Here is a 24085-nt window from a genome sequence, read left to right on the forward strand (position 1 = left end):
GAACTCAGAAGTGAAACGCAATAGCGCCGATGGTAGTGTGGGGCTTCCCCATGTGAGAGTAGGACATCGCCAGGCTTTAAATTTAGACTTAGAGTCTAACCAGTGCGGAGCGGTAGTTCAGTTGGTTAGAATACCGGCCTGTCACGCCGGGGGTCGCGGGTTCGAGTCCCGTCCGCTCCGCCACTTATTCAGAGAAAGCCCTAACAGCGATGTTAGGGCTTTTTCGTATCTGCAGTATTATTTTTTGGTCTATGGCCAACGAGTCCAGTTTAAGTGCAAATCCGGACTCAGTTATCACTTATACGGTGTCTCCACCTTCTGCTACTTATTGAGAAAGCCAGTCTAAGGACTGGGTTTTGTTGTTTAGGAGCATTGGTATTCCTTGAAGGGAATAAATCTTTCTTGAGCGCAAACTCAGCCATCCGCACTTATTTTAGATCCCAGCAGGCACGCTTGTTTTTTTATATGCTAAGTTATTTTGCTCTTAGGCTAAGGAGTTTGTACCTACCGCGGACCTAATGATCTAACATTTAGCGAGAAGCTTAGGTTTTGCAGTTGATGTTTGAATAGTTTTCTCTCTACAGTGAAGTGCAATCTGGCAAAACAGCTTTCTAATCTATTGATTCCAAATTTGAAAATAAGCAAGCGAGCATCTCTAGATTTTCATTGTTTATCGCTGGACAACAAAAAAGCCGCTCATAGAGAGCGGCTTTGAAGTAATTAATTAGATACGGGTTATTCTTTCTCTAATGACTCCGCTGTTTCCGGCTCGAGCTGCATTTCTTTTTCTGCCTGCTTTGCTTTTTCTATCATAGGGGTAATCGTCGAACCTTGAACGAGGATCGAGAACACCACTACAGAATAAGTCATGACGAGAATGATCTCTTTCACGTCGATGAGCTTGTCTTGGATAACCCAAATTCCAGAAGGGATAGACAGCGCCATCGCCAAGGCTAGACCACCGCGTAATCCACCCCAAGTTAGGATTTTCACTGACCAAGGGTTGTATTTACGATGACGTTTAAACCCAATGTACGAACAGAACACGCTTAGATAGCGGGCAGCTAGTACCAGTGGTACCGAAAACGCCATTAGAATCCAATCTTCCTTATGGAATTCAAATAGCAACATCGACATACCGATTAATAGGAACAAAACGCCGTTGAGGAACTCATCGACTAGTTCCCAGAAGTGATCGAGGTGATCTTCACTTTCTTTAGAGAATCCGATAAATCGTGTCCAGTTCCCGATCATAATACCGGATACCACCATGGCTAATGGCCCAGAAACATGCAGAACTTCCGCAAACGCATAGCCAGCGGTCGGTATACCTATAGTTAGCAGTAACTCCATAGAGTGATCATCGGTCGCACTGATGAGGTAGTGGAACAGCAGACCAAGTGCAAAGCCATAAACGATGCCGCCAATAGCTTCCTGAATGAACAGCATCGTCACGCTACCAACCGTTGGTGCTTCAGTGCCAAAAGCGATTGTAAACAGGGTGACAAAAATGACTAGACCAAAACCGTCATTAAACAAGGACTCACCTTCGATTTGGGTTGAGATACGTTCCGGTGCATCCAGTTTTTTTACGATAGCCAATACTGCAATCGGGTCGGTTGGCGAGATCAATGCGCCAAACAATAAGCAGTAAACTAAGTCGAATTGCACACCTATCAGGTGGCAGAATCCGTAAAGTGCGAAACCAATAAAGAAGGTAGAGAACAGTGTCGCTCCGAGTGCGAGCACTGTAATTTCCCATTTTTGGTCTTTGAGGTGAGGCAGTTTAATCCCAAGACCACCTGCAAATAAGAGAAAGCCCAATATCCCCTTAAGCAGAAAATCTTCGAAGTTAATGCTCGACATTGTCTTCGAAGCAATTTCTGTTAAATGAAACCAGTTATTTTGACCTGCGATAAGGATAAGAAGGGATAAAACCATGGAACCAGCAGTGATGGCAATTGTAGTTTGCATCTTGCCTATCTTGCTGTTTACAAAAGCAATTAACATTGCCGCTGCAGATAGAAAACAGAGAGTATAGTAGACCGACATTGGATTCTCAGCATGTAACAAATTATGAATGAGAATTTTGTTCCTGACGTGATTAAATAGCAAACACTTTTTTGTCATGCAGAGGTGATTAATTTAGTCATTTAGACGTCTAGACTCCTTTTTAATGTGTGATAGGATGGAAACATAACTAAAGGAATGAGGCTGTACTGTGGGAAGTAATGTAAGGCAACAGATAGAAGCTCAACTAAGAAAACGCATCTTACTGATAGATGGCGGCATGGGGACTATGATCCAGGGCTATAAACTGGAAGAACCCGACTATCGAGGTGAACGTTTCGCCGACTGGCATTGTGACCTTAAAGGCAATAATGACCTTCTGGTTCTGACACAGCCCAAATTGATTAAAGATATTCATGCTGAGTACTTAGAAGCAGGCGCGGATATTCTTGAGACCAACACGTTTAATGCAACGACTATCGCAATGGCTGACTACGATATGGAAAGCCTGAGCGAAGAAATCAACTTTGAAGCTGCTAGGCTCGCTCGCGAAGTGGCAGACGAGTGGACGGCAAAAACACCAGATAAACCACGCTATGTGGCGGGTGTTCTCGGTCCAACTAACCGTACTTGTTCGATTTCGCCTGATGTGAATGATCCCGGCTATCGTAATGTCACGTTTGATGAGTTGGTTGCTGCGTATTCCGAATCGACGCGTGCCTTAATTAAAGGTGGCTCAGACCTCATTCTAATTGAAACGATTTTTGATACCTTGAATGCGAAGGCTTGTGCCTTTGCTGTCGACAGTGTTTTCGAAGAGATGGGTGTTAAATTACCGATCATGATTTCGGGAACGATCACTGATGCTTCAGGACGAACGCTTTCCGGCCAAACCACGGAAGCGTTTTACAATTCTTTGCGTCATGTTCAGCCGCTGTCATTTGGTTTGAACTGTGCTTTAGGTCCGGACGAGCTCCGTCCATACGTCGAAGAAATGTCGCGTATATCCGAAAGCTTTGTATCAGCGCACCCGAATGCGGGCTTACCGAATGCGTTTGGTGAATACGACCTTTCACCTGAAGATATGGCTACGCACGTTAAAGAATGGGCGGAAAGTGGCTTTCTGAATCTAATCGGTGGGTGTTGTGGTACCACACCAGAACATATTCGTCAGATGGCAGAGGCCGTTGAAGGCGTGACTCCTCGTCAACTACCAGACTTACATGTGGCGTGTCGTTTGTCTGGTCTAGAACCGTTGGCTATTGAAAAAGACACTTTGTTCGTCAACGTTGGTGAGCGAACTAACGTGACTGGCTCCGCTCGCTTCAAGCGATTGATTAAAGAAGAGCTTTACGATGAAGCGTTAGAGGTTGCTCGCCAGCAGGTTGAAAATGGCGCTCAGATCATCGATATCAATATGGATGAGGGCATGTTGGATGCCGAAGCATGCATGGTGCGCTTCCTCAACCTGTGTGCGTCTGAGCCAGAAATTTCTAAAGTGCCTATCATGGTTGACTCTTCAAAGTGGGAAGTCATTGAAGCAGGACTGAAATGCATTCAGGGTAAAGGCATTGTTAACTCTATCTCGCTTAAAGAAGGCAAAGAGAAGTTTGTTGAACAAGCTAAGCTAATCCGCCGCTATGGCGCTGCTGTCATTGTAATGGCCTTTGACGAGGTAGGGCAGGCAGAAACACGCGAGCGCAAACTTGAAATCTGTACCAACGCATATCGTATTCTGGTTGATGAAGTCGGCTTCCCACCAGAAGACATTATCTTTGACCCGAACATCTTTGCTGTGGCGACTGGTATTGAAGAGCACAACAATTATGCGGTCGATTTTATCGGAGCAGTTGCGGACATTAAACGAGATTTGCCGCATGCGATGATCTCTGGCGGTGTGTCAAACGTCTCGTTCTCGTTCCGTGGTAATAACTATGTACGTGAAGCGATTCACGCTGTATTCCTTTATCACTGTTTCAAAAATGGTATGGATATGGGGATCGTGAATGCAGGTCAGCTGGAGATTTACGATAACGTCCCTGAGAAACTGCGTGAAGCAGTAGAAGACGTGGTACTGAACCGTCGTGATGATGGTACTGAGCGCTTGCTTGATATTGCAGCTGAGTACGCAGGTAAAGGTGTCGGTAAGGAAGAAGATGCCTCTGCGCTTGAATGGCGTACTTGGTCAGTAGAGAAGCGATTAGAGCATGCATTAGTTAAAGGTATCACCGAGTTTATTGTTGAAGATACTGAAGAGGCACGTGTTAACGCCAGTAAACCATTGGAGGTGATTGAAGGGCCGCTAATGGATGGTATGAACGTGGTCGGTGACTTGTTTGGTGAAGGTAAAATGTTCCTTCCTCAGGTGGTGAAATCGGCACGTGTAATGAAGCAGGCCGTAGCGCACTTAGAGCCGTTCATTAACAAGGAAAAACAAGCGGGTTCTTCAAACGGTAAGATACTACTGGCAACAGTGAAAGGGGATGTTCACGATATTGGTAAGAATATCGTTGGTGTTGTGCTTCAATGTAACAACTACGAGATCATTGATCTTGGTGTGATGGTGCCATGTGAGCAGATCCTTAAAGTAGCGAAGGAAGAGAACGTTGATATCATCGGGCTTTCCGGCTTAATTACTCCATCGTTGGATGAAATGGTGCATGTGGCAAAAGAGATGGAGCGTCTTGATTTTGATCTGCCATTACTGATCGGTGGCGCGACAACGTCGAAAGCACACACTGCGGTTAAGATTGAGCAAAACTACAAGCACCCAGTGGTTTACGTCAATAATGCTTCAAGAGCCGTTGGGGTGTGTACTTCATTACTGTCTGATGAGCGTCGTCCTGAATTTGTTGAAAAACTTGATGCCGATTACGTACGTGTGCGCGACCAGCATAATCGCAAGAAACCGCGTACTAAACCTGTCACTTTAGAACAAGCTCGAGCAAATAAGGTCGCGATTGACTGGGAAGCTTATACTCCACCAGAGCCAGCCAAACCGGGTGTACATGTTTTCGACGACTTTGATGTAGCAACATTACGTGAATACATTGACTGGACTCCATTCTTTATGACTTGGTCTTTAGTTGGTAAGTACCCTGCCATTCTTGAGCACGAAGAAGTCGGAGAAGAAGCAAAGAGGCTGTTTGCTGATGCAAATGAGCTGCTTGATAGGGTCGAGCGAGAAGGTTTGCTTAAAGCACGTGGTATGTGTGCGCTATTCCCAGCAGCAAGTGTTGGAGATGATATCGAAGTGTACACCGATGAGTCGCGTACTGAAGTGGTTAAAGTATTACATAATCTACGTCAGCAGACTGAGAAGCCTAAAGGCTACAATTACTGTCTCTCTGATTACATAGCACCAAAATCTTCAGGTAAGGAAGACTGGATTGGCGCATTCGCAGTAACCGGTGGTATTGGAGAACGTGAACTCGCTGATGAATACAAAGCAGCGGGAGATGATTACAACGCGATTATGATTCAAGCTGTGGCGGATCGCTTGGCTGAGGCTTTTGCTGAATACCTGCATGAAAAAGTGCGTAAGGAAATTTGGGGCTATTCCGCGGATGAAGATCTCTCTAACGATGATCTGATACGTGAAAAATATCAAGGTATTCGCCCAGCTCCAGGTTATCCAGCTTGTCCAGAGCATACTGAGAAAGGCTCACTTTGGGAGTTGCTCAATGTGGAAGAGACGATTGAGATGTCTTTAACCAGCAGCTATGCAATGTGGCCAGGAGCGTCTGTATCAGGATGGTATTTCTCTCACCCAGATTCGCGTTACTTTGCGATCGCGCAGATTCAGCAGGATCAGGTCGAAAGTTACGCTGATCGTAAAGGTTGGGATATGTTAGAAGCTGAAAAATGGTTAGGGCCGAACATTAACTAATTTTCTGCAAGTTGGATCAAAAAAGCACAGCAAAAGCTGTGCTTTTTTATTGATGGCTACCTGTCAGATCATGATGGTAGCAAGACCAAGGAACACTGAGAGGCCAATTACATCGGTGACTGTGGTTAATGCCATCCCTCCGGCCAAAGCAGGGTCAATGTTCATTTTCTTCAATAAGATCGGGATGGTTACGCCCGCGATACCAGCGACCAAAAGGTTGGTTAGCATGGCTGCGGAAATAATGCCACCGAGCATCCAGTTACCTTTCCAAGCTATGACGATACCACCAATTATCAATGCCCACATGATACCGTTCAATAGGCCGATTGCTGCTTCTTTCATTAGTAGCTCTCGTTTGTTGGCATCACCTATATGACCTAAGGCTAGGCCCCGGATCACCAGAGCGACAGTTTGATTACCCGCAACTCCGCCCATTGAAGGAACGATAGTCATCAAGACAGCAATCGCCGCCATCTGATCTAAGGTCGCTTCAAACATGTTTGAGACTGATGCCGCAGCAAGTGCCGCCAGTACGTTCGCCCCCAACCATATGCTGCGTTTACGGGCAGATTTGACCACCGGAGCGAAGGTGTCTTCGTCATCGTCCATACCCGCCATACTCATCATGGAGTGTTCGGCGTCTTCACGAATTACATCAACCACGTCATCAATGGTAATACGACCGACTAGGTGCTGGTTTTCATCAATGACGGGAGCAGACACCCAATTTCGGCGCTCAAATAGGCTGGCAATATCGGAGTCGCTCATGGTGACTTCGATGGCTTCGTCTGAATCTTCCATCACTTCAGCGACTTTGATATCAGGTTGAGTAGTGATCAAAGTTGTGATCGGTAACTGGCCAATCAGCTGGCTGTTTTCATCTATCACATACAGTGCGTCGGTCGCTTCGGGAAGCTCCCCTTTCATACGCAAATAACGTAAGACAACATCGACATCGACATCACCACGAATGGTGATTACGTCGGTGTTCATCAATCCGCCAGCGGTATCCTCGGGGTAAGAAAGTGCGGTTTCCACTCGCAAGCGATCGGCGGTGTCCATTTGTGACAGAACTTCACGTGAGACATCGTCTGGCAGACTACGTAAGACATAAGCAACGTCATCTGTGTCCATGCCTTCGGTGGCTTCGGCCAGCATCTCGGGTTCCATTTTAGAAACCAGGGCATCTTTGACGTCTTCGTTCAGTTCGTCGAGGATCTCACCATAATCTTCTGGATCGGTGAGTTGCCAAAGGACTTCACGACTCTTTCGTGGTGAGGCTTCTAACAGATGGGCAATGTCTTCTGGCTCCATGTCCTGTAATTGGCGACGGACATGGACAAAGCGGCCATTTTCTAGAGCCTCGGTCACTTCTTGGAGGGCTTGGTGAGCTTGGTCGAATTCAATTTGCTCTGCCATTTCTTCCTCCTGACTCTAAATACTTACAATGCGTTGAATAGTAACTTAATTTTAGTGTTTATTTAATAAGTTAATATGAAGGTAATGATTTTTCTTATATGGGAGGAAAATTATTCCGCCTCTTCGAATTTATCTTCAATGAGGTGGCAGACGGCTTCCAGAGCTGGGCTTGCATCACTACCCTCAGCACTGATAGTGACATGCTCTCCCTGAGCAGACTCGAGCATGAGTAGTCCCATAACGCTATCAGCGGTCGCTTCTTTACCTTCATGGTTTTGGATAGTGAGAACCGCATCAAAAGACTGAGCGAGTTCGACAAGTTTAACGGCAGCACGAGCATGAAGGCCCAATCGGTTTTGGATGAGGACGGTTCGACTCTGTTGCTGCATGCGTTATTCCTTATGTTGTTTCTCGAGTGTCGCGTGGCGAATCTGAACCTGATGGCCCATTTGAGCGAAGTACTCGCCAATTTGTTGGGTAAGATAAACTGAACGGTGCTTACCGCCAGTACAACCTATTGCGACCGTTAGATAGCTGCGGTTGTTTTTTTCTAGTAATGGTAGCCAGTTTTCAATGAATTTCTGGATCTGCTGTTTAAGATCCAATACATCCTGATGGCTTTCCAGAAAAGATTTGATCGGTGTGTCGAGCCCCGTCATTGGGCGCAATGCGGGTTCCCAATGTGGATTCGGCAGAAAGCGTACATCAAACACATAGTCAGCATCACTTGGCAAGCCATACTTAAAGCCAAATGACTGAAATACCATCACTAAGTCTTTGCGCTCTCGACCTTCAACACGCATGCGAACCGTCTCACTTAAGTCATGCAGTGATTGGTTGCTACTATCGATGATCAGATCAGCGTGTTCTTTCAATGGAGAAAGAATACAGCGTTCTTTTTCAATGGCTTGTTCAAGAGACGTGTTTTCGAGACTGAGTGAAAGGGGGTGTATGCGCCTCGTTTCGCTGTAGCGTTTGAGTAACGTGTCTTTCTTGGCGTCCAGAAAAAGAACACTAACGTCGGAAGATTTTTTTAGCTTCGTCAGCACATCGGTCACGAGATTCGGTTCGGTAGGCAGATTCCGGATATCAATACTGACCGCTACATTTTGCTTACTTGATTTGACCGATTTGACGAAATTATCGAGTAAATCCACCGGAAGGTTATCGACGCAGTAGTAGCCAAGGTCTTCAAGTACGCGAAGCGCGACGCTTTTACCTGCACCTGATTGGCCACTAACGACGATAAGGCGCATTACTGATTCACCATGATGTCGTAAAGCTCCTCATCAGATTGCGCTTTACGCAGCTGTTTGAGGACTTGTTTGTTGTTTAATCGTTCTGCCATGCTGGAAAGCGTTTTAAGGTGCTCTTTACACTGCGCATCAGGCACAAGAAGAGCAAAAAGGAGATCGACAGGACGATTATCTATCGAGTCAAACTCGACAGGAGATTCACATTGTATGAGTACAGCAACGGCTTTGTCACTGGATTGCATACGAGCATGGGGAATGGCTATTCCATTTCCGATGCCAGTACTGCCCATTTTTTCGCGGCTGAGCATACACTCAAAAAGTTCAGTGGAGTTTTGACCAGTCTGCTCGGCGACGATCTCACTGATCATTTCTAGAGCGCGTTTTTTACTGGTGCATTGGACTGCACTTTTGGTGCAGTCCAATGAAAGGATTTCGCTTAGTTGCATGATGTTTAGTGCGTGTTTAGTTTTTCTTTATGCTTGTTGAGCTGTCTGACCAGCTTATCAACAAGAGAGTCGATAGCGGCATACATACTTTCTTCGTCTGCAGATGCATGGATTTCGCCCTGATTGACGTGAAGGGTAGCTTCAGCGATTTGACGGAGTTTTTCAACTTTTAAAACAACATGAACGTTATTTATGTGGTCAAAGAAACGCTCAAGCTTTTGAAACTTTTCGTTTACGTAGTCTTGCATTGAATCGGTGAGATCAACGTGGTGGCCATTAATATTGATTTGCATAGACTTTCCTTCTCGGTTAGATGCCTAAAGCAGGCGTTTGCGCTGACTCGAAGGGGCAATGCCTAGTGATTCTCGGTATTTAGCTATTGTTCGTCTAGCGACCTGAATCCCTTGGTCAGCGAGTAGAGCTGCAATTTTACTGTCACTCAGTGGTTTAGCACTGTTTTCAGCAGCAACGAGCTTTTTAATCAATGCTCGGATTGCAGTTGATGAACATTCTCCACCATTGTCGGTACTGACATGGCTGGAGAAGAAATACTTCAGTTCGAAAATACCACGAGGGGTATGCATGTATTTTTGGGTTGTGACACGTGAAATCGTGGATTCGTGCATATCGACATCTAAGGCGACGTCATTGAGAACCATCGGCTTCATCGCTTCTTCACCATACTCGAAGAAATCACGTTGATGTTCAACAATACACTTAGCAACTTTGAGTAGCGTCTCATTTCTACTTTCTAGGCTCTTAATCAGCCATTTTGCTTCCTGCAAGTTTGAGCGAATGTATTGGCTATCTGAACTGTTGCCTTTGCCAAGTGCTGCGTATTGTTGATTGACCTTAAGACGTGGTACTGAGTCTGGGTTGATAGTGACTACCCACTTACCATGATCTTTGAACACAGAAACATCGGGTATGACATATTCTGCGTGCTCTGCAGCGATTCGGCTGCCAGGCCGAGGATCGAGCTGCTGAATGAGTTTGAGAGCTTCTTTGAGCTCAGCTTCTTTAAGCTTCGCTTCTTTGATGATCAGCTTATAGTCGCGATTGCCCAGTTGGTCGATGTAGTCAGTTAGCACTAACTTGGCTTCTCTCAACCACGGTGTATCTTCTGGGAAGGTGGCCAATTGGAGCAGCAAGCAGTCTTGCAAGTTATTTGATGCGACACCCAGTGGGTCAAATTGCTGAACGCGTTTGCGCACGGCTTCGATTTCTTCGAGTTCTATTTCTTCATTATCAAAGCTTTCAAGAATATCTTCAGTAGAAATGGTCAGGTAACCATAGTCGTCTACAGCATCAATGATGGCCATTGCGATGGTGCGATCCGTTTCGCTAAAAGGAGTCAGGTCTAACTGCCAAGTCAGGTAGTCATGCAGGGATTGTGTGGTTTCACCTTGGTAGACGGGCGCATCATCATCTAACGCAATACCTGTACTGCCAGTGTTGGCGCTGTAGACATCTTCCCAGGTGGTATCAATCTCAAGTTCGTTGCTGATTTCAGATTTCTCGATCAGTTCTGAGCTGTCTTTGACTTCTGGCTCAGCAATTTCAGCGTTCGGCTCTTTTTCCTCACTCGCTGCTTTTTCTTCAACACTTGAGGTCTCTTCGCTGCCTTCTTCGACTTCTAGCAGAGGGTTAGAATCCAAGGCTTCCTGAATTTCCTGTTGAAGATCTAACGTTGACAACTGCAACAAGCGAATTGCTTGCTGAAGCTGCGGGGTCATCGCTAACTGCTGTCCTAGCTTGAGTTGTAATGAGGGTTTCATTCAGTATTACTTGCCTTAGATGCTATAGAATCTTACCGTTCTTCACTTTAATCATAGACGGAATTGTTCGCCGAGATAAACTTGTTTTACTTGTTCGTTGTTGAGTACTTGTTCTGGCGTACCTTCGGCGATCAAGTGCCCCTGACTCACAATGTAGGCTTTTTCACACACGTCTAATGTTTCACGTACGTTGTGGTCTGTGATCAAAACACCCAGCCCACGATCGCGCAGATGCTCTATGATCTTCTTGATATCAATGACCGAAATCGGGTCGACACCAGCGAAGGGTTCATCCAGCAAGATAAATTGAGGATTGGCAGCCAAAGCTCGGGCGATCTCTACACGACGGCGCTCACCCCCTGATAGTGCCATACCTGCACTGTGGCGAATGTGCTGAATGTGGAATTCTTCCAATAAGTCTTCCAACTTATCTTGGCGCTGTTCACGAGTGAGCTCTTCACGAGTCTCCAGAACCGCCATAATGTTATGTTCTACAGATAGCTTACGGAAGATGGATGCTTCCTGTGGTAGATAGCCAATCCCCATACGAGAGCGGCTATGCATAGGCAAGATACTGATATCCTGCCCGTCAATCGTAATTGAGCCTTCATCGCGAGCGACTAAGCCGACAATCATGTAAAACGACGTAGTTTTACCTGCACCGTTTGGACCAAGTAAACCGACGATCTGCCCTGAAGTGACTTCCAAGCTAACATCGGTCACCACTTTACGGTTACCGTAAGTTTTCGCTAAATGCTCTGCTTTGAGATTTGCCATAATTATTCTTGTACTGCTTGTGGCTGGAGAACCGTAGAGACGCGGTCGCCTTTTTCTTTGCCGTCAGCAATCAGCTTCTGAGAAGAGATTTTGTAACGGATTTTGGTACCGCGAATGACACTATCATCTTGAGACAGCATGGCCTCATCTATCATGGTGAGTTGGTCATCAACCATGACGTAGTACAGCTCTTTTGCTTCACCATAGAGGGTTTTACCGTCATCGGTGAGCTGAGAGAAAGTCGCCAAATCGCCGTATCCTTCGATCTCTTGAATGGAGCCGTCTTTCGGATCACGGGTTACAATGACTTTATCGGCGTTAATATTGATACTGCCTTGCTTGAGTTTTACGTCACCTAGGAAGGTTACTTTGTTGCTCTGCATATCAAGCTGCTGGCTGTCTGAATCAATATAAACAGGTTGATCCTGATCGGTAGACAGCGCCAGCGCTTGTCCTGAAATCAGCAAACAAGAAATTAGACTAAGGTGTGAGAGTTTCATATCTGCCTTGTACATGTTTGTATAGGATGGCGTTGTTTTCAGCAAAGTTGCCTTTCATCGCCTGACCTACTGTTTCAAACTGAGGGCCAACCAAGGTGACTTGGTTGTCCGCCCAAAAATCACGATTGTCCAACTGGATGCCAAGCACATCCGTCGACATGGTATCAAAGCCAGAATCTGGCAATAAGTTTTTCGCCAATACGTTGTCGTATAATGTCAGGACATGGTCTTGCCCGAGAATGCCTCGGTCTGCAGTAACCTCCCACTCTTGGGTTGTGCCTTCCTTGTAAACTTTTAAGACCGGTTGATCAAAAAAGGTATCACCGCTTTTTGCGTAGTGATCGAGTTTTACGGACGTAATGACATAGCTGCGAATCCCTTCTTCGTTGTAAGAGGTATTCACTAAATCTTCACCGCTAAACATAGGTAATTCAGTATCCGGTTCTACCTGAATGTCGAATGTCTTACCTTTATCAAACAGGTAATAAGCGGACCAACAAATAACAAATGCCAGTATCAGGTAACCGATACGGGATAAACTCATATACTTAGACCTTTGTGGACATCAAGTTCATTGCGCGCTTGTAAAATGAGGTCACACACTTCTCTGACTGCGCCGTGTCCGCCACGTATTGAAGTGACGTAATTTGCGCGTTGCGCCAGTAGTGGATGTCCGTCAGCGACGCAGACTTTTAAAGCTACTTTTTCCATGACAGGCCAGTCGATAAGATCATCACCGATATAACCGGTTTGTTCTGGCGCAATATTCAATTTGCTGCAAATGTCCTGATAAGCTTTTACTTTATCGTCTTGCCCTTGGTAAATCAGCGAGATTCCCAGAGCTTTCATGCGATTCTCAACAATGCGTGATTGTCGACCTGTGATGATAGCGATTTCAATGCCTGCATTCATTAAAGATTTTACGCCGTATCCATCTCGTGTATGGAATGTTTTCAGCTCTTCGCCATCATTACCCATATAGACTAGGCCGTCAGAAAAGACCCCATCAACGTCGCATATTAACAGTTTAATCTCTTTGGCAATGTTAAACGTGTTTTGTTCCACGGGTTTATACAGGGTTTCAATCAATTTTGACATCACATCACTCCCGCTTTTAATAAATCATGCATATTTAACGCACCGACAACTCTGCCGTCTAGGCATAGAATTAGGCCATTAATGCTTTTCTGCTGCATAAGGTTGAGACCTTCAGCTGCAAGAATATTAGGGCTGGCGGTCGTTGGATTGGTTGTCATGACTTCGCCAATTAAAGCACTGTGAATGTCAATTCTTTTGTCTAGGATACGGCGCAGGTCGCCGTCAGTGAAAATACCGACTAGGTGCTGGTGGCCATCAACGACGGCAGTCATGCCTAAGCCTTTCTGGCTAATCTCCAGCAACGCTTCTCGTACCACAGTATCTGGTGTTACTAGAGGAAGTTGCTCACCCGTGTGCATTATGTCCGATAGCTTAAGCAGCAATTTTCTACCCAATGCCCCACCGGGATGAGAGAGTGCAAAATCTTCAGCTGTGAAACCACGAGCTTGTAGTAAGGCTACCGCCAGTGCGTCGCCCATAGCTAATGTCGCAGTGGTACTGGCCGTTGGCGCTAAACCTAGTGGGCAAGCTTCTTTCGGAACCGTGATTTGTAAGTGATAGTCGGACAACTTAGCCATGTTAGATTCAGGCTTACCTGTCATGCTGATGATTTTGATATTGAGACGTTTAAGGACTGGGAATAGCCCCAAAATCTCAGAAGATTCGCCAGAGTTAGAAATCGCAAGGACAATGTCGCCAGGTTCGATCATCCCTAGGTCGCCGTGTGCGGCTTCACCGGGGTGAACGAAAAACGCTGAGGTTCCAGTGCTGGCTAGACTAGCAGCAATCTTGTTTCCAATATGTCCTGACTTTCCCATCCCCATGACGGCAACCTTGCCTTCTTTATTGGCAAGAATCAATTCACAGGCTTGGACAAAATCGTCGTTAATATACTGATCAAGCTGCTCAAGGGCTTCGATTTCTGTTTTTAATACATCAAGAGCAGCCGAGCGAAAATCAAACATGTCACTCTCCGGCAGGCAAAACTAAATTTAAGCTGTCATGTTAAGGATTAGGTATCCCTGATAAGCAATAAAACAGCAGAATAATACAGCACCTTCTATTCGGATGATACTGCGAGATTTACCTAATGCCATTGCAACCAACAGCAACGAAATACCTAGCATGATCCAGAAATCACGCCCCATGGCATATTCGCTGAGGACGGAAGGGTTAAGGATGCCTGGAATCCCCATCACAGCAAGAATGTTGAAAACGTTAGAACCAATGATGTTACCGACAGCCATGTCGTCTTCGCCTTTCATTACGCCCGCAAGCGAAGCGGCAAGTTCAGGTAGGCTGGTGCCAACCGCAATAATGGTCAAACCGATAACCAGATCGCTCATTCCGAAGTACTGCGCAATATATACAGCATTATTTACCAGTGTATCTGCAGCGATAGGTAGGATAATCAAGCCAACCACAACCCACATCGCCGCTTTGCCATTACTAACGCCTTCAGGTACTTCTGACTCTTGGTCCTCTAATAATGGATCAGGGCTGCCGCTGTCTTTCTCTTTTTTACTGATTCTAAGCATGGCAAGGATAAAGGCTGCAAACAGGACGAACAGCAGAACACCTTCATAGAAGCCCAAGTGGCTATCCCAAAGTAAAACACCCGCAAGGATAGTGACGCCGATCATTAACGGCAGCTCACGACGCAAAACCGCAGAACTGATAGAAAGTGGCTTTATCATCGCGGTAATACCGAGAATTAAGGCAATATTAGCGATATTAGAGCCTAAAACGTTACCGACAGCGGTATCCGTTTTACCGTCCAGCGCCGCAGTAGCTGACACCATCATTTCTGGCGCCGAAGAGCCCATCGCTAGGATGGTCATACCGATCACCAATGGAGAAATACCGATATTTCGGGCTAGAGCAGCGGCACCAAATACGAGCTTGTCTGCGCTCCAAACCAGAAAGATTAATCCAACGACGAGAAACGCTATGGCTTCAAACATGATGATCCTTAATTCAGTGTACAACGTGATAAATTTAACCGTTAATTTTGACGGTTTAGGTGCTAAAAGGGAAGCAATTAATTGTTAACCATTTAAATTGACGGACGTATTAGACTTTTAGAATGAAACAGACTTCATTTAAATAAATGTCAGCCATAATTAATTGAACAGTGCTTTTAATTTTCACACAATGTGCTTATGATTGCCCATTCAATAAGCTATGGCAGGGTTTACCATGTCCTCATCCGATCTCGTAACCGTTAATAATCTGACGTTTTCTCGTGGAGAAAGAAAGATCTTCGACGATGTCAGCTTGCATGTGCCGAAAGGTAAGATCACCGCCATTATGGGGCCTTCGGGCATAGGTAAGACGACTTTGCTGCGCCTGATTGGTGGTCAGCTATACCCTGAGCGAGGGGAAGTATTGTTTGATGGCAAGAATATTCCGTCACTCAGCCGCAAGCAGCTATATAAAGAACGTAAAAAGATGAGTATGTTGTTCCAGTCTGGAGCGCTATTTACTGATCTTAACGTTTTTGACAACGTAGCTTTCCCTCTTCATGAGCATACCGATTTAAACGAAGAGCTTATCCGAACCTTAGTGCTACTCAAATTAGAGGCGGTCGGGCTTCGTGGCGCTTCTCAGTTGATGCCAAGCGAATTGTCTGGCGGTATGGCTCGCCGAGCAGCATTAGCACGTGCTATCGCGCTTGATCCTGAACTCATTATGTACGATGAACCTTTTGTGGGGCAGGACCCGATTACCATGGGAGTGTTGGTGGAGCTTATACGTAACCTGAACCAAGCTCTCGATGTCACCTCTATTGTGGTCTCTCATGATGTCCCTGAAGTGATGAGTATCGCTGATTGGGTCTATATTCTGGCTAACGGTAAAATCATAGCCAAAGGCTCGCCACAAGAATTGCGTGATAACCCTGACCCTCAGGTCCAACAATTTCTTAAAGGAGATGCGGATGGCCCAGTACCATTTCGTTATCCTGCTCAACCTATTGCGAAGGAGTTATTCTGATGTTGTCTGACTTCGCGAATTTTGTCGCATCGACAGGGCGCAGAGCGATGGGTGTCTGCGAGTCGTTTGGCCGTGCCAGCTTAATGCTATTTGGTGCGCTGGCCTCTCGTCCACGCCCAATCCAAAATTTACCTTTGCTGGTGAAGCAACTCTACAGCGTTGGAGTTCAGTCCCTGATCATTATTGTGCTGTCCGGCTTATTTATTGGCATGGTATTGAGCCTGCAAGGTTATGTCATTCTGGTCGACTTCGGGGCAGAAGGCGCATTGGGTCAAATGGTCGCCTTGTCACTTTTACGTGAACTTGGACCTGTGGTGACAGCTTTGCTATTTGCTGGTCGTGCAGGTTCTGCGTTGACGGCTGAAATCGGTCTGATGAAAGCGACAGAGCAGCTATCGAGTATGGAAATGATGGCTGTCGACCCACTAAAACGAGTTATTGCGCCACGTTTCTGGGCTGGTGTGATTTCCATGCCAATGCTGGCCATGATTTTTATGGCTGTCGGCATTTGGGGAGGCCAGTTGGTTGGTGTGGATTGGAAAGGCATTGATCACGGTAGCTTCTGGTCCGCGATGCAAGCCTCCGTCGAATTGGGCCAAGATATTGGCAACAGCATGATTAAGAGCTTGGTGTTTGCCATTACTGTAACTTGGATAGCACTGTTTAATGGCTATGATGCGATTCCGACCTCGGAAGGTATCAGCCGGGCAACGACACGCACAGTCGTACACTCTTCATTGGCGGTACTTGGTTTAGACTTTGTACTGACTGCATTGATGTTTGGGAACTAAGTATGCAACAAACAAGAAAAATTGAATTATGGGTCGGCAGTTTTGTCCTTGCTGGAATTTGCGCAATTCTGGTGATGATTTTTCAAGTCGCTGACGTAAAGGGCATTGGCTCAAATGATACTTACTCACTGAAAGCAGAGTTCGATAACATCGGCAGCCTTAAAGTCCGCTCGCCAGTGAAAGTAGGCGGTGTCGTTGTTGGACGAGTGACGGATATTGGCTTGGATACAGAAAACTTGCTACCTGTCGTGACGATGGCGATTGGCAGTCAGTATGACCAATTTCCAGAAACCTCCAGTGTTAAGATCTTAACTTCTGGCCTTATTGGTGAGCAGTACATTGGCTTAACTCCGGGCTTTGTTTTTGATGATGAGCAAATGCTGGTGGAGGGTGACTATATTGAAGACACTAAATCCGCTCTCGTATTGGAAGATTTGATCGGTCAGGTGCTGTACAGCGTCGGCGGTTCTGATTCGGCTAAAGAAGAGGAATAATCATGTTGAAAAAGTTAGTACTCACTTTGGTGACATTTGCTCTGTCGTTTACCGCTTCTGCGGCTCAAATAGATAAAACCCAGCCTTACCAGATGATGAAGCAGGTGTCTGAACAGGCGTTTGCCAGATTGAAAGCTGAACAAGATAAAGTGCACCAGGACCCAGACTATCTCAAAGTGATTGTCGAAGAGGAGCTGATGCCATACGTCAATGAAAAATACGCGGCCCTTAAGCTATTAGGCCCTAACCTGAAAGGGGCAAAGCGAGAGGATGTTGGTAAGTTCATTGAAGCGTTTCGTGCTTATTTGGTGAGTTCTTATGCTCAGGTATTGACTCAATACACCAATCAGAACATTAAATTTGGTCCAGAGCCAAAATCCAGTCCTAAGAAAAGCATTACAGGCGTTAAGGTTGAAATCATCGATGCGCCACGCCCAAACATCAAACTTGAGTTTAAACTCCGTAAGGACAAAAAAAGTGGTGAGTGGAAGGCGTTTGATATGATTGCAGAGGGCATCAGCCTTTTATCAAGCAAACAGTCTGAATGGAGTGGCAAGTTACGTCAGGAAGGTATTCTTGCGGTAGCGAAAGATTTGGAAGATCTCGCTGCACAGCCAATTCGTTTTGAAGGTAAAGAGAAATGAGTGCCAAACAATGGCTAAGTGTGTCTGACGGCCACTACCAAATTACTGGCGCGCTGGATAGAGATTCGGTACCCGCCTTATGGCGCTCATTATGTAACTGGAAGGTGACCAGCTCGACGATTGAAATCAGCCTAGAACAGGTCGAAAGAGTCGATTCAGCAGGTATGGTTATGTTAATTCATCTATTAGAGCATGCAAAAAAGCAAAACTGTCATATAATGCTCAGCTTCGTGCCAAAACAACTGCTAACTTTATTTCAGTTGAGTAATGTCGAAGAGTTTATCGACGGGCATTTAAAGAATTAAACAGGGGTGAATTGTGGATAGCGCAAAAGTACAACAGATTTTAGAAGAAGCACTTAACCTGGAAGAGCTACACGTTAAAGGTGAAGGCAGCCATTATGAAGTGGTCGCTGTTGATGCTAGTTTCGAAGGAATGAGCCGCGTTAAGAAGCAACAACTGATTTACGCTCCATTGATGGAATATATCCAAAGAAATGACATCCATGCTGTGTCCATTAAAGCTTACTCTCCAGAAGAGTGGGCGCGTGATAAGAAGTTGATGTCACTGTAAGGGTTAATGATGGATAAGTTTCGAGTAAAAGGGTCAAAGCAACCTCTGGCTGGTGAAGTCACAATCTCTGGTGCGAAAAATGCAGCATTGCCAATTCTTTTCGCGTCTATTTTAGCGGAAGAGCCCGTTGAAGTAGCCAACGTGCCGCATCTGCGTGATATCGACACGACGATGGAATTGCTCAAGCGTCTAGGTGCCAAAGTAGAACGTAATGGTTCTGTACACGTTGACCCGAGCAGTATTAATGAATATTGCGCTCCTTATGATTTAGTTAAAACCATGCGTGCATCTATCTGGGCATTAGGTCCACTAGTAGCGCGTTTTGGTCAAGGTCAAGTCTCTTTACCTGGCGGTTGCGCCATCGGTGCGCGTCCTGTGGATCTACACATCCATGGCCTAGAACAGCTAGGTGCCACAATCACACTCGAAGATGGCTACGTTAAAGCTAACGTTGATGGTCGTCTGAAAGGTGCGCACATCGTAATGGATAAGGTCAGTGTAGGCGCAACGATTACAATTATGTGTGCTGCGACTTTGGCTGAAGGTAAGACAGTGCTGGATAACGCTGCGCGTGAGCCAGAAATTGTTGATACGGCGGAATTCCTGAATACGCTTGGTGCTAAGATTTCTGGTGCTGGGACGGACACTATCATCATCGAAGGCGTAGAGCGTCTTGGTGGTGGTCAACATGCTGTCGTTGCTGACCGCATTGAGACAGGGACTTTCCTTGTCGCTGCTGCCGTTTCTGGCGGTAAAGTTGTGTGTCGCAATACTAAGGCTCAACTCCTTGAAGCAGTGCTAGCTAAGCTGGAAGAAGCTGGTGCGAAAGTTGAGACAGGCGAAGACTGGATTTCTGTCGACATGACAGATCGCGAGCTGAAAGCGGTGACAGTGCGTACGGCGCCACACCCAGGATTCCCGACAGATATGCAGGCTCAGTTCACTCTGCTTAATCTGATGGCGAAAGGTGGTGGTGTGATCACCGAAACCATTTTCGAAAACCGTTTTATGCACGTACCTGAATTAATGCGTATGGGCGCTAAAGCTGAAATCGAAGGCAACACTGTGATTTGTGGTGACGTAGAAGAACTTAGCGGTGCCCAAGTGATGGCGACGGATCTACGTGCTTCAGCGAGCTTAGTTATTGCAGGCTGTATTGCGAATGGTGAGACAATTGTTGATCGTATTTACCACATTGATCGTGGCTACGATAAAATTGAAGACAAACTGTCGGCTCTCGGGGCCAATATAGAGCGCTTTCGAGACTCTCACTAACCTCAGCTAACATTTGTAAGCCGAAACGAGAGTTTCGGCTTTTTTATGAGCGCTAGATCAGTTAGAGTCTGGGGCATATGTTATTGACTGTTTTGTTCTTGGAGAACAACCAATGATTGCACTACTACGTGTATTAGCTGTCGCGATTTTTGCAATTGTGATGTTTGTGTTTGGATGCGGCTATTGTTTACTGAGTCCGCGTAACCCAAAACACGTTTTTACCTTTGGTCGCCTGTTTGGCAAGATGTCACGTGTATTTGGCATCACATTGGAACTGCGTTTACCAGAGGACGCATACAAACGTGGTCAGCATATTTATATTGCTAACCACCAGAACAACTGGGATTTGTTTACCGTTTCTTCTGCTGTGACGCCAAAAGTTGTCACGGTCGGTAAAAAGAGCTTGGCGTGGATGCCGCTGTTTGGTCAGCTTTACTGGCTGACGGGCAACATTCTGATTGATCGTGCTAACCGTTCTAAAGCGAAAGGGACGATTGATCAGGTGGTCGACAGCATGAATCAAAGTGACGTTTCTGTGTGGATGTTCCCAGAAGGAACCCGTTCACGTGGTCGTGGCTTATTGCCGTTTAAGACGGGCGCGTTCCATGCTGCGATTGGCGCTAAGCTGCCTGTCGTTCCTATTGTCTGCAGCTCAACCAGTGGGCTTAAGCTCAACCGCTGGAATAACGGCCATGTGATTGTCGAAATGCTGCCACCTATCAGTACCGAACAATACGGTAAGGAAAACATCCGCGAGCTGGCAAATTTATGTCGTGAACAGATGAAAGATAAGCTCGAATCTCTGGATAAAGAAGTAGCAATGCTCAATCAGCAAGCGGGCGTAAAAGCTTAACTTCTAGTAAATGAAATAACTAAATTGAGCCTCAGTATAGACTGGGGCTTTTTTGTCTCTGGTGATAATCATTTTTTAGATCAGAAAAAAGAGGGCTGGCGTAAAAACGCCAGCCCTCTCAGTATCTTTTTGTTATGTAGAACTAGATATCGTCACGCTCAATTGGGCAGCTCATACAACGAGCACCACCGCGCCCGCGGCCCAGTTCATTACCTGGAATGGTCAAAACCTCAATACCAGCTTTGTCGTACTTCTCGTTAGTGTAGACGTTGCGTTCATAACCAATCACTACACCTGGCTTCACAGTGAGGACATTGTTCGCATCATTCCACTGTTCGCGCTCTGCCTCATAGTTGTCACCGCCTGTTGTGATGATCTTGAGGTAATCGACACCAAGTGCTTCTTCAATCGCATGAGTATAGCTTGGGACTTGCTCGACTTTCATTTCACCGTCTTCGCTGTCTCCTTTAGGAGTCAGGCGCCATGTATCAAGGTCTTTACGCATGATCTCTGGGTAAACGGAGAAAGTGTCAATATCCATATGGGTCATGACCGTATCCAAGTGCATGCAAGAACGGTGTTTTGGCAAATCGATGGCAATCACTTCTTTTGCTTGACCATTCTTAAATAGGTTTGCCGCTAAGTTCTCAACACCTTGTGCCGTCGTACGTTCAGACATACCGACCAACACTGCACCTTTACCGATTACTAATACATCGCCACCTTCAATATTGGCATTGTCATAATGCAGGTCATCATCACCAAAGTATTTGATGAAATTTTGCCCTGCAAATACTGGGTGCCAGCGATAAATCGCTCGTAGATGGTTTGTCTCACGTTGACGTGCTGGTTTCATCATCGGGTTAAGAGAAACACCGCCGTAAACCCAACATGAAGTGTCACGAGTGAAGAGATGGTTTGGTAGTGGCTCGATAACAAAGTCTAGCGGACGATGCATCTTAGGTAACATTGACGAAGACTGTATTGGCAGCTCTGAATAAGCTAGGCCACCGAGCAAGATTGTTGCTAAATGCTCATTATCCATATCCGATAAGTAATGACGTAGGTCGCGAGCAAACGTCGGGCCGTAGCGGAAGTCAGAAATCTGAGTATCCAGTAACCACTCCTTGGCTTCTTTCACTGCCAAGGTCTCTACTAGGAGGTCGTGAAGTAGTAATACTTCGACGCCCTGATTTGTCAGAGTTTGTGCAAACTGATCATGTTCTTCACCTGCTGCTTCCACAGCAAGAACATCGTCAAACAGTAGCTCATGGCAGTTCGAAGGGGTGAGGTGGGTTAACGCTCGCTCTGGTCGGGCTAACAATACACGTCTTAACTGGCCTACTTCTGAGCCTACGTACAACTTACTCATTTTGCGTCCTTACAATAATATCCAGTGCGTATTTATGACAAGGTTGTTATCAAGATGCAAGCGATAATGTTGGGTTCAAAAACTGGTTTTTGTTATATTTGTGGTTTTAAATTCCATTAATTTAGTTTTTGGTAAATTTTATAACTGAAAATTCAACTGTAAAATATGTGCACTGACATTGCGACTCTATTCGCCACGCTATAAGAAGAATTTTGACAAATTAAAATTGAATTCAGCATAGCTATTCACAACTTTGCCAGCTGATGGCAGAAAGGTATATTTCTATGCAGATCTCATTTTTCCTAAGATATGCAGTGATGAAAAATAAAAACGCATAACTAAGGGGAGGAAACTGTGATCGACGACCACAGATAATTCTGAATCACGCTGATGATAAAAAAATGTTAAGTTTCCGATGTTGTGAGCTGGATCCGGTGAGATCGTTAATGATTGCCTCAATAAAGATGACGATCCGAATGGATTGCGGGTAGTAATTTCGCTGGATCCATGCGATATTCCGTTGCGGTAAAAATCGATCAATGTTGTCACTATCTGGAGCCGACTTATGTCTCATGAAGACGAATATCTATCAGTTGAAGAATTAATTGAGATTCAAAAGGAAGAGACTCGCGAGATCATCCAAGCCTTACGTGAAGATGGCAGTGATCCAGATGCGCTGTATGAAATTGAACATCACCTGTTTGCAGAAGATTTCGATACGCTGGAAAAAGCCGTTGTTGAAGCGTTTAAAATGGGCTTTGAAGTATTGGAAGCTGAAGAAACAGAAGATGAAGATGGCAACAAACTGCTGTGTTGTGACGCCACAATGGAATCCGCTCTTGATGCAGAAGCGATTGATGCTCAAGTAGAGAAGCTAATTCACCTTGCAGAGAAATACGACATCATCTACGACGGATGGGGTACTTACTACGAAGGCGAAGATGCGCTGTACCCAGAAGAAGATGACGACGAAGAGTAACGAGTTGTTGAAGAAACCAGCCCAAAGGCTGGTTTTTTTGTCGCTGTAATTCGTCGAGGGATAAGTATCTTTCATTCAGACGATTCTTTATAATCACCCAAACTTGATCTAGCGCAATTTTAATAAGGGAAACATGCAGCTATCACTCGCAGGCTTATGGCAGATCTCTCCGCTTACTGACCTTTCTGTTCCTCAGGATGACATTACTTTCCCTGCAGCGTTGAGCGCGCGGCTACCCGATACATTGTCCGAACAAGAGATTGCGGAGCAAGAGTGGCACTTGATGCATGATATTGAAGTTGACGAGGCGATGCTGGCGTTCCCAGCCGTTGACTTGGTGCTCGGTGGCGTAGATTACCATGCTGAAGTGCGACTTAATGGTATCGCGTTGTTTGATTGTGATGGCTCACAGGTGGAATACAAAAAGGACATTCGCCCTTACATGCAGTTAGGTCGAAATCGTTTTGAGATCCTATTTCTTGAAGAGGAAGAAGAACTTCTATTTGAAGAAGACAGGCTGGATATTTGTCCTTTAGGTGAACAACCTCACCAAAAGTTTGATTCACGAGTGGGTATCTGGAAAGAGCCTTACTTACAGTTTATTCGCCATGTGCGTTTAGATCATGTTGTAACCGAGCAGATCTGGCATCACGGCGGTGGTTGTGAGTTTATGGTCGATCTTCACTACAAAACATACTCACCTGGGCTGATTTCTGCTTCAGTTAAGTTTAATGGAATGACGTATCACCTGCCTATTGATGTACGAAATGATCATGCGAGCGCTCTATTCCAGGTCGAAGCGCCGATCTATTTCGATGCTAGTCAGCCTGATCCTAATGATCTGTATCAGCTAGAAGTGATGTTGGATGGTCAAACGCAGAAATTTAATATCGGGCTGAGTGAAGATCTCTGCGTGACCCATTTCCCGGTGTAGTGG

General features: G+C 45.7%; 25 protein-coding genes and 1 tRNA gene. 12 read left to right on the forward strand and 14 right to left on the reverse strand.

Features of this window, described 5'->3' with window-relative positions; all coding sequences use genetic code 11:
• Nucleotides 1-106: 106 nt before the first annotated feature.
• Nucleotides 107-183: transfer RNA gene (locus tag QMA41_RS23730), tRNA-Asp, on the forward strand.
• A 552-nt stretch (nt 184-735) separates the two neighbouring features.
• On the opposite strand, the gene QMA41_RS23735 is transcribed toward QMA41_RS23730, so the two are convergent.
• Nucleotides 736-2052 (reverse strand): sodium:proton antiporter, encoded by a 1317-nt coding sequence (locus tag QMA41_RS23735; protein ID WP_281630749.1) that lies wholly within the window; start codon nt 2050-2052, stop codon nt 736-738.
• Nucleotides 2053-2221: 169 nt separating this feature from the next.
• On the opposite strand from QMA41_RS23735, the gene metH reads away from it, so the two are divergent.
• Nucleotides 2222-5899 (forward strand): methionine synthase, encoded by a 3678-nt coding sequence (gene metH / locus QMA41_RS23740; protein WP_281630750.1) that lies wholly within the window; start codon nt 2222-2224, stop codon nt 5897-5899.
• A 63-nt stretch (nt 5900-5962) separates the two neighbouring features.
• Here metH and mgtE read toward each other — a convergent pair whose 3' ends face one another.
• From mgtE to QMA41_RS23800, 12 genes are all read right to left on the reverse strand, one after another.
• Nucleotides 5963-7318 carry a magnesium transporter gene (mgtE, locus tag QMA41_RS23745; RefSeq protein ID WP_281630751.1) on the reverse strand — a complete coding sequence of 452 codons (1356 nt, stop codon included), beginning with the start codon at nt 7316-7318 and terminating at the stop codon, nt 5963-5965.
• A 110-nt stretch (nt 7319-7428) separates the two neighbouring features.
• Nucleotides 7429-7707, reverse strand: a complete 279-nt coding sequence (locus tag QMA41_RS23750) for an HPr family phosphocarrier protein (RefSeq protein WP_281630752.1) — start codon at nt 7705-7707, stop codon at nt 7429-7431.
• Nucleotides 7708-7710: 3 nt separating this feature from the next.
• Nucleotides 7711-8574, reverse strand: coding sequence for an RNase adapter RapZ (gene rapZ / locus QMA41_RS23755; protein WP_019274209.1), 864 nt, complete (start codon nt 8572-8574; stop codon nt 7711-7713).
• A complete protein-coding gene (gene ptsN, locus QMA41_RS23760) occupies nt 8574-9020 on the reverse strand; it encodes a PTS IIA-like nitrogen regulatory protein PtsN (protein WP_006963172.1) in 447 nt (148 codons plus the stop codon). Before ptsN ends, rapZ begins: the two co-directional genes overlap by 1 nt.
• A gap of 5 nt (nt 9021-9025) precedes the next feature.
• On the reverse strand, nt 9026-9313 hold the full coding sequence (gene hpf / locus QMA41_RS23765) for a ribosome hibernation promoting factor (protein WP_006963171.1): 288 nt from the start codon (nt 9311-9313) through the stop codon (nt 9026-9028).
• A gap of 24 nt (nt 9314-9337) precedes the next feature.
• Nucleotides 9338-10798 carry an RNA polymerase factor sigma-54 gene (locus QMA41_RS23770; RefSeq protein WP_281630753.1) on the reverse strand — a complete coding sequence of 487 codons (1461 nt, stop codon included), beginning with the start codon at nt 10796-10798 and terminating at the stop codon, nt 9338-9340.
• A 51-nt stretch (nt 10799-10849) separates the two neighbouring features.
• The gene (gene lptB / locus QMA41_RS23775; protein WP_006963168.1) at nt 10850-11575 is read right to left on the reverse strand and encodes an LPS export ABC transporter ATP-binding protein; all 726 of its coding nucleotides are present in this window, start codon (nt 11573-11575) and stop codon (nt 10850-10852) included.
• A 2-nt stretch (nt 11576-11577) separates the two neighbouring features.
• Nucleotides 11578-12075: a lipopolysaccharide transport periplasmic protein LptA gene (lptA, locus tag QMA41_RS23780; RefSeq protein ID WP_006963166.1), complete on the reverse strand. Its 498-nt coding sequence runs from the start codon at nt 12073-12075 to the stop codon at nt 11578-11580.
• Nucleotides 12056-12619: an LPS export ABC transporter periplasmic protein LptC gene (lptC, locus tag QMA41_RS23785; RefSeq protein ID WP_019274207.1), complete on the reverse strand. Its 564-nt coding sequence runs from the start codon at nt 12617-12619 to the stop codon at nt 12056-12058. Before lptC ends, lptA begins: the two co-directional genes overlap by 20 nt.
• Complete coding sequence (kdsC, locus tag QMA41_RS23790; protein WP_006963163.1) at nt 12616-13173, reverse strand: 3-deoxy-manno-octulosonate-8-phosphatase KdsC; 558 nt, start codon at nt 13171-13173, stop codon at nt 12616-12618. The genes lptC and kdsC overlap by 4 nt, the downstream gene beginning before the upstream one ends.
• Nucleotides 13173-14138 carry a KpsF/GutQ family sugar-phosphate isomerase gene (locus tag QMA41_RS23795; RefSeq protein WP_281630754.1) on the reverse strand — a complete coding sequence of 322 codons (966 nt, stop codon included), beginning with the start codon at nt 14136-14138 and terminating at the stop codon, nt 13173-13175. Before QMA41_RS23795 ends, kdsC begins: the two co-directional genes overlap by 1 nt.
• 27 nt (nt 14139-14165) lie before the next feature.
• Entirely contained in the window at nt 14166-15137 is a 972-nt protein-coding gene (locus QMA41_RS23800) for a calcium/sodium antiporter (protein ID WP_281630755.1), read from the reverse strand.
• A 235-nt stretch (nt 15138-15372) separates the two neighbouring features.
• On the opposite strand from QMA41_RS23800, the gene mlaF reads away from it, so the two are divergent.
• From mlaF to QMA41_RS23840, 8 genes are all read left to right on the forward strand, one after another.
• The gene (mlaF, locus tag QMA41_RS23805) at nt 15373-16167 is read left to right on the forward strand and encodes a phospholipid ABC transporter ATP-binding protein MlaF (protein ID WP_281630756.1); all 795 of its coding nucleotides are present in this window, start codon (nt 15373-15375) and stop codon (nt 16165-16167) included.
• Entirely contained in the window at nt 16167-16958 is a 792-nt protein-coding gene (gene mlaE / locus QMA41_RS23810) for a lipid asymmetry maintenance ABC transporter permease subunit MlaE (protein WP_006963153.1), read from the forward strand. The genes mlaF and mlaE overlap by 1 nt, the downstream gene beginning before the upstream one ends.
• Nucleotides 16959-16960: 2 nt before the next feature.
• Nucleotides 16961-17452, forward strand: coding sequence for an outer membrane lipid asymmetry maintenance protein MlaD (mlaD, locus tag QMA41_RS23815; protein ID WP_006963152.1), 492 nt, complete (start codon nt 16961-16963; stop codon nt 17450-17452).
• A 2-nt stretch (nt 17453-17454) separates the two neighbouring features.
• The gene (locus QMA41_RS23820; RefSeq protein WP_281630757.1) at nt 17455-18096 is read left to right on the forward strand and encodes a phospholipid-binding protein MlaC; all 642 of its coding nucleotides are present in this window, start codon (nt 17455-17457) and stop codon (nt 18094-18096) included.
• Entirely contained in the window at nt 18093-18401 is a 309-nt protein-coding gene (locus QMA41_RS23825) for a lipid asymmetry maintenance protein MlaB (RefSeq protein WP_281630758.1), read from the forward strand. The genes QMA41_RS23820 and QMA41_RS23825 overlap by 4 nt, the downstream gene beginning before the upstream one ends.
• A gap of 13 nt (nt 18402-18414) precedes the next feature.
• Nucleotides 18415-18669, forward strand: coding sequence for a BolA family iron metabolism protein IbaG (gene ibaG, locus QMA41_RS23830; RefSeq protein WP_006963149.1), 255 nt, complete (start codon nt 18415-18417; stop codon nt 18667-18669).
• Nucleotides 18670-18678: 9 nt separating this feature from the next.
• Entirely contained in the window at nt 18679-19944 is a 1266-nt protein-coding gene (gene murA, locus QMA41_RS23835; RefSeq protein ID WP_281630759.1) for a UDP-N-acetylglucosamine 1-carboxyvinyltransferase, read from the forward strand.
• Between the two features lie 112 nt (nt 19945-20056).
• Nucleotides 20057-20797: a 1-acylglycerol-3-phosphate O-acyltransferase gene (locus tag QMA41_RS23840; RefSeq protein WP_281630760.1), complete on the forward strand. Its 741-nt coding sequence runs from the start codon at nt 20057-20059 to the stop codon at nt 20795-20797.
• A 142-nt stretch (nt 20798-20939) separates the two neighbouring features.
• Here the strand turns inward: QMA41_RS23840 and arcA are convergent, their stop codons facing one another.
• Nucleotides 20940-22169, reverse strand: a complete 1230-nt coding sequence (gene arcA, locus QMA41_RS23845; RefSeq protein ID WP_281630761.1) for an arginine deiminase — start codon at nt 22167-22169, stop codon at nt 20940-20942.
• A 565-nt stretch (nt 22170-22734) separates the two neighbouring features.
• On the opposite strand from arcA, the gene rraB reads away from it, so the two are divergent.
• Both rraB and QMA41_RS23855 read left to right on the forward strand, forming a co-directional pair.
• Nucleotides 22735-23148 (forward strand): ribonuclease E inhibitor RraB, encoded by a 414-nt coding sequence (gene rraB / locus QMA41_RS23850; RefSeq protein WP_006963145.1) that lies wholly within the window; start codon nt 22735-22737, stop codon nt 23146-23148.
• Nucleotides 23149-23281: 133 nt separating this feature from the next.
• The gene (locus QMA41_RS23855; protein ID WP_006963144.1) at nt 23282-24082 is read left to right on the forward strand and encodes a hypothetical protein; all 801 of its coding nucleotides are present in this window, start codon (nt 23282-23284) and stop codon (nt 24080-24082) included.
• Nucleotides 24083-24085: the final 3 nt, after the last annotated feature.

Origin of the sequence: Vibrio sp. St2 (genome assembly GCF_947311885.1) — a bacterium.
Lineage (GTDB): Bacteria > Pseudomonadota > Gammaproteobacteria > Enterobacterales > Vibrionaceae > Vibrio > Vibrio coralliilyticus.